Below are 5142 nucleotides of genomic sequence, written 5' to 3' on the forward strand. Positions count from 1 at the left end.
GCCCGTAACCTTTGGTGGGCGGCCATTCTAACCTATGGTGAAGGCTGGCACAACAACCATCATGCCGACCCGAAGTGCGTTAAGGCCGGTTTGCGTTGGTGGGAGATCGACATGACCTACTGGGCCATTTGGCTGTTGGCGAGATTGGGCCTGGCTCGTAAGCTGCACCTGCCTGCCCAAGGCCAAGCTGCTCGCTGAACTGGTTTTTCCCAGACCTTGCAGAGGAATCATCCGGGGATCCCTATCCCTGGGGATCCCTTTTGGGTTGCAGAGAGAGCTAGTCTTCTAAGGGGCTATACTGCCACGCTCCATAGTGGTCAAGAATACGCTTAATTTGTTCTATGTCGGCATCGGGTTCTTGATGAATATGCAATGCCTCTATTTGGCTGTCTTGGTAGCGAAAGGTGGAGTTTTTTTTCCACTCCAGCTCCGTTTTCACCCCTGAAACACAAGCCAAATGGGCAGCCAATTCCCGATAAACCATCAGGGGCATAGAATCGTAGCGAATAGCGTAGCGCTTCATTTTGGGAGTGCTCACGAATGACAGCCCGATCAACGTAGCCCAGGGTATAACTCAAGACAACCCAAGTAACTTCCGGATTATGCAATCACTGCAAAAAGTAAAAGAGTCCTCTATGCAAAACTCTGGGGCGAGGACTTGACCGGCAAAATGGGATGGGACTAAGCAATTTTGTCATCGACCAAAGTGCAGCAGTTTACCTGATCCAGGCAAATCTTTCCCCATTGCAAGGCCCAGCGTACTAAGGCCACCCGATTTGCCGTTCGGGTCTTGCTCAAAATATTGCTGATGTGATTGTCAACGGTGCGCTTGCTGATCTCTAGGCGTTCCGCGATGTCCTGATTGGTCAGTCCCGCTGCAATCAACTCAATGACCTGCAGCTCTCGTTCGGACAACAAGTCTGCGGAATGATAGTCAGTACCCATTCCGAATGCCTGCTTAAGATGAACTGTAAAGATTACCTACCCCAATTCTAGGGGATCACCCCTGGGATGGATAGCCCTGCAGCAGGGAAATCTTGAGCGATTCTCGTCCAGATTCTGGCTGCGGGCCACTGACGCGAGCGTCTTCGGGCGGGTTTCACAAGGGATCCAGGTGCTTCCGGGGCAGTTCCACCTGAACCCACAGCCCACCGGTTTGCGGGTGATTGCGCAGTTGGATGGTGCCCCCGTGAACTTCGACAATTTGTCGCACAATTGCCAGCCCTAGGCCAGTTCCGCCTTTGCTGCGGGCCCGCGCAGTGTCGGTGCGGTAAAAGGGCTGGAAGACCAACTCAAATTGATCCTCTGGCAGGCCGGGGCCGTGATCATACACCTCTAACTGCACCTGGGATCCCTGCTCCGAAAGCACCACATGGATAGGAGAGTCGGGCTTGCCATACTTGACGGCGTTGTCCAAGAGATTGAGGATGAGGCGGTATAGGCGTTGCTCATCTCCCCAGAGGTAAATCTGGGACAATCCGCTCAGGTGCAGTTCCTGGTGGCGGGGTTTGGCCAACGGCTCCAAACTTTGCCAGGCTTCCTGCACCAGACTTGCCAGATCCACCCAGCGCCACTGAGAGCGGGATGCGGCTCCCAGATTGAGGGCACTGAGTTCGAGCAAGTCTTGAACCAAACGGCTCAGGCGCAGAGTTTCATTTAGCAATCGTTCTACCCAGACTGCCTGAGCGGCATCGACCCGGCTTTGTAAAGTTTCGGCCAGCAAGCGAATGGAGGTGAGGGGGGTTTTCAGCTCGTGAGCCACATCCGAAGCCCAGCGATCCCGCTGTTGGGCCAGCATTTTTGCTTCCAGCCGGTCTTCCAAAAAAATGGCCACGTGCGCTTGCGGCAGGAGCAACCCCCAAGCCCGCAGCGGAATCGGTTTGCCATCCCCACCGGAAGGGTAGAAAATCCATTCGCGACTTTGGACAGGAGCAGCGGTCTCCTGTCGGCGGGTAGCCTCGATGAGCTGATCCAACTCATAGGAGCGCACCCATTCCAGCAAGAGCTTGATGCCCGGCTGCCATTGGCTGATGCGCAGCAGGCGCTGGGCGGCAGGATTGCACTCCAGCACCACGTTGTTTTCGTCTACCCGCAGATATCCCCAAGGGAGCCGCTGACTCAGGTATTGCCAGTTTTGCAGTTGCTGTTTTTGGTTGGCCCAATCCAGATCTTGTTGGCGAAGATAACGGCTGAGCAAGCTGAGCATCTGTTCCAGGGAGTGGAGGGGCATGGCCAGATGCACCAGGGATCCCAACCGTTGCAATTCGCGGCTGAAACGACGCCGACTTTGCCACAGCAGGAGCAACGTGCAAAGCAAACCGATTCCCAACCCGATCAGGATCCCGGCTTCCAGTCCCATGTTCCCACCACCTTTGCTGCCATTGTCGCTCAGGGAAGCAAGAGTGGAGGCGAAAGCCCGGTTGCCGGCCTCTTATCGACGATGTACGAGGGTGGTACTGGCTTGGTCGGTGGGCACAAGCAAGATCTCGCTGATGTTCACGTGGGGGGGACGGGTTGCCGCAAACACCACCACTTCAGCCACATCCATCGCCGTCAAGGGGGTGAGGCCCTGATACACTGCTGCCGCACGGGCGCGATCCCCACGGAAGCGCACTTGGCTGAACTCGGTTTCCACCAGGCCCGGCTGAATCTCGGTGACGCGAATGGGGGTGCCCAGTAAATCCAGCTTCAGCCCCTCGGAGATGGCCCGCACGGCGGCCTTAGAAGCGCAATACACAGCGCCACCTGGGTAGGTCTGCCGACCGGCAATGGAGCCGATGTTCACCACATGGCCTCGACCTCGCTCCACCATGCCGGGCAAAACGGCGCGGGTAACATAGAGCAGACCCTTGAGGTTGGTATCGATCATCTCTTCCCAGTCCTGCAAGGCCCCCATGTGGAGCTTGTCCAAGCCACGACTTAAACCTGCATTGTTGACCAAGATGTCGATGTTGGCCCACGGCGAGGGCAGAGATTGGAGCGCCTGCTGCACGGCTGCCCCATCCCGCACATCCAAAGCCAGCAGGTAGGAAGGAGTGCCGTAAGCCTGCTGCAATTCCCCAGCCAGTTCCTGCAGCCGATCCTGACGGCGGGCCACCAGAATCAGGCGGGCTCCAGAACGGGCAAAAAGGGTGGCACAAGCGGCCCCAATGCCGCTACTGGCTCCGGTGATGAGCACGATGGAGTTTTCAAGCATCATTTGCTAATTCAAATGCTGTGATTTCAGTTGGGTTGAGTCGGAGAAAAATGGACAGCCACCTTCAGCTTCCTCGTCAGTTCGAGGCTACAGCCATTCTAGAGTTCGAGCCACTTCCCCAGGGGGGAGCCTGGGATCCAGCAAACGAATCGTTTCTCTGCCGTTCGGTAGCGACCCTACCGCTCCCTGCAAGAGCCTAAAGAGAGCGCTCCAGCAGCTTGACGCAAGCATACAGAGTATCCAAATGGGGAGTGGGCACCCCCACCAAACGCCCCAACTCGGTGATGGCTCCCACAATGGCCTCGATCTCCGTCCGTCGCCCCAGCTCAATATCCTGCAGCATCGAGGTGCGATGGGATCCCACGCGGGCTGCATCTTCTAGCCGCTCTTCCAAAGAGACCGGCAGCCGGATCCCTAGAGCTTGGGCCACAGCCTCAACTTCCTGCATCACCGACCGAACCAAAGCACGGGTGGGTGGGTATTGGGCAATTTCATCTTGAGCAGCCCGGGTGAGGGCGCTGATGGGATTGAAGGCGGCATTGCCCCACAGTTTCTGCCAGATCTCGGCCCGAATCTGCGAGGTGAGGGTGGTGGAAAGCTGCGCCTGTTCAAAGATGGCGGCCAAGGACTGCAGCCGTCCTGACAGGGATCCATCCGGCTCCCCCAGAATGTAGCGCCCACCCCCTGTGTGCAAGACCACTCCTGGCTCTGCCAACTGCACGGCGATATACACCACACAGCCGATCACCCGCTCTATCGGCAGATGGGCAGCGATAACCCCTTCTGGATCCACGGAAGTCAGGGAATGCCCCTCAAACTCGCCCCCATGCCGGTAGAAGTACCACCAGGGGATACCATTCTGGGCAATCACAATGGGGGTGTCGGGGCCACACAGGGATCCCAGTCGAGGGGCAAGCTGCGGCAAGCTGTGGGCCTTGACCGTCACTATCAGCCAGTCCTGTGGGCCCAGGGCAGCCGGATCGTCGGTGGCCGTCAAGTGCTCCACCCAGGTTTGGGAGGGATCCCCCTGCCGGATCAGCTTTAGACCTTGGGTGCGGATGGCCTGCAGGTGAGCTCCACGGGCCACGACACTGACGGGAAAGCCAGACCGAGCCAGGCATATGGCCAAGTGACTTCCCACCGCCCCAGCACCAACGATACAAATCTTCATGAGTTTATCATCTTTCCGCCACCCACCTCATATCCAGGTGGCCAATTGACATGGAATTGACATGGAGCTGTAACAAGGCCCGATACCGGGCCCGGGAGAAATCCTCGACAGCTTTACTCTGCCCCCCCTTGGGTCACCCTCAGGATCCCATATCCAAGTGCCACGCCCACCAGGGTCAGCACAATGCAGAGTCCAGCAATGGTGAAGATCTCGCCAGCCATAGATTCAGCTTCCTCGCAAATGGGATACATCGCCTTCTCAGGATATCGGATCCCCAGCCCTGGCCTTCACTCCAGCGGTGTAGCGACCCAAACCTAGCTCCTGGAAAAACAGGCGTTCTCTTGGACTTGATAAGATCCGGCTATCCACCTCTATAATGAAAGCAATTTACAAGTCTTTACCGGCATAGGCTAAATTGTAATGCCTACAGCCGTAAAACTTGTCCGGTGGCTCTCGAATGCTCTGTTGGGCCTCGTGAGCCCTGGAAACGGTTCTCGATAGGGTCTTGGAGCGCTGGGAATTCTAACCCACTGGAAAGTTCCCAGGCAGTTCTCGCCAAAGAGCCGTTCAAAGAAACTGAGGCAAAAGACCCGAGGGTTGAGTCTTTATACCTAGGCTCCGCTCTTGCTTCGAAGAGGCAAACTTTGTAGTTTCATTAACGTCCTCATTCATTTAGATGTCTTTAAGGAGTAGTTCAGATGACCATAGCGGTAGGGCGCGTGCGTCAGGAGCGAGGATGGTTCGACATCGTCGATGACTGGCTCAAGCGCGACAG

At 56.8% G+C, this 5142-nt stretch carries 6 protein-coding genes and 1 pseudogene; 1 reads left to right on the forward strand and 6 read right to left on the reverse strand.

The genetic code is table 11. The features are described from left to right. Window positions 1-198: pseudogene (locus NW849_RS12430) on the forward strand (acyl-CoA desaturase); the annotation flags it as partial. 79 nt (window positions 199-277) lie between these two features. On the opposite strand, the gene NW849_RS12435 reads toward NW849_RS12430, so the two are convergent. The 6 genes from NW849_RS12435 to NW849_RS12460 form a co-directional block, all read right to left on the reverse strand. Then, window positions 278-538 (reverse strand): hypothetical protein, encoded by a 261-nt coding sequence (locus tag NW849_RS12435; RefSeq protein ID WP_414357942.1) that lies wholly within the window; start codon window positions 536-538, stop codon window positions 278-280. A gap of 143 nt (window positions 539-681) precedes the next feature. Next, window positions 682-945, reverse strand: coding sequence for a helix-turn-helix domain-containing protein (locus NW849_RS12440; protein WP_011432496.1), 264 nt, complete (start codon window positions 943-945; stop codon window positions 682-684). A 154-nt stretch (window positions 946-1099) separates the two neighbouring features. Continuing rightward, complete coding sequence (locus NW849_RS12445) at window positions 1100-2359, reverse strand: sensor histidine kinase (RefSeq protein ID WP_414357944.1); 1260 nt, start codon at window positions 2357-2359, stop codon at window positions 1100-1102. A gap of 72 nt (window positions 2360-2431) precedes the next feature. Continuing rightward, window positions 2432-3199, reverse strand: coding sequence for an SDR family oxidoreductase (locus NW849_RS12450; protein WP_011432494.1), 768 nt, complete (start codon window positions 3197-3199; stop codon window positions 2432-2434). 193 nt (window positions 3200-3392) lie between these two features. After that, the gene (locus NW849_RS12455) at window positions 3393-4367 is read right to left on the reverse strand and encodes a ketopantoate reductase family protein (RefSeq protein WP_414357946.1); all 975 of its coding nucleotides are present in this window, start codon (window positions 4365-4367) and stop codon (window positions 3393-3395) included. Between the two features lie 113 nt (window positions 4368-4480). Continuing rightward, window positions 4481-4588: a PetM family cytochrome b6-f complex subunit 7 gene (locus NW849_RS12460; RefSeq protein ID WP_414329137.1), complete on the reverse strand. Its 108-nt coding sequence runs from the start codon at window positions 4586-4588 to the stop codon at window positions 4481-4483. Window positions 4589-5142 lie beyond the last annotated feature (554 nt).

This window comes from Synechococcus sp. R55.3 (assembly GCF_047461975.1).
Classification (GTDB): domain Bacteria; phylum Cyanobacteriota; class Cyanobacteriia; order Thermostichales; family Thermostichaceae; genus Thermostichus.

Bases quoted from the DNA above. Each gene is read 5' to 3' on its own strand.
- NW849_RS12450 (WP_011432494.1), bottom strand. From the start codon at position 3,199: ATGATGCTTGAAAACTCCATCGTGCTCATCACCGGAGCCAGTAGCGGC.
- NW849_RS12440 (WP_011432496.1), bottom strand. From the start codon at position 945: ATGGGTACTGACTATCATTCCGCAGACTTGTTGTCCGAACGAGAGCTG.
- NW849_RS12445 (WP_414357944.1), bottom strand. From the start codon at position 2,359: ATGGGACTGGAAGCCGGGATCCTGATCGGGTTGGGAATCGGTTTGCTT.
- NW849_RS12455 (WP_414357946.1), bottom strand. From the start codon at position 4,367: ATGAAGATTTGTATCGTTGGTGCTGGGGCGGTGGGAAGTCACTTGGCC.
- NW849_RS12460 (WP_414329137.1), bottom strand. From the start codon at position 4,588: ATGGCTGGCGAGATCTTCACCATTGCTGGACTCTGCATTGTGCTGACC.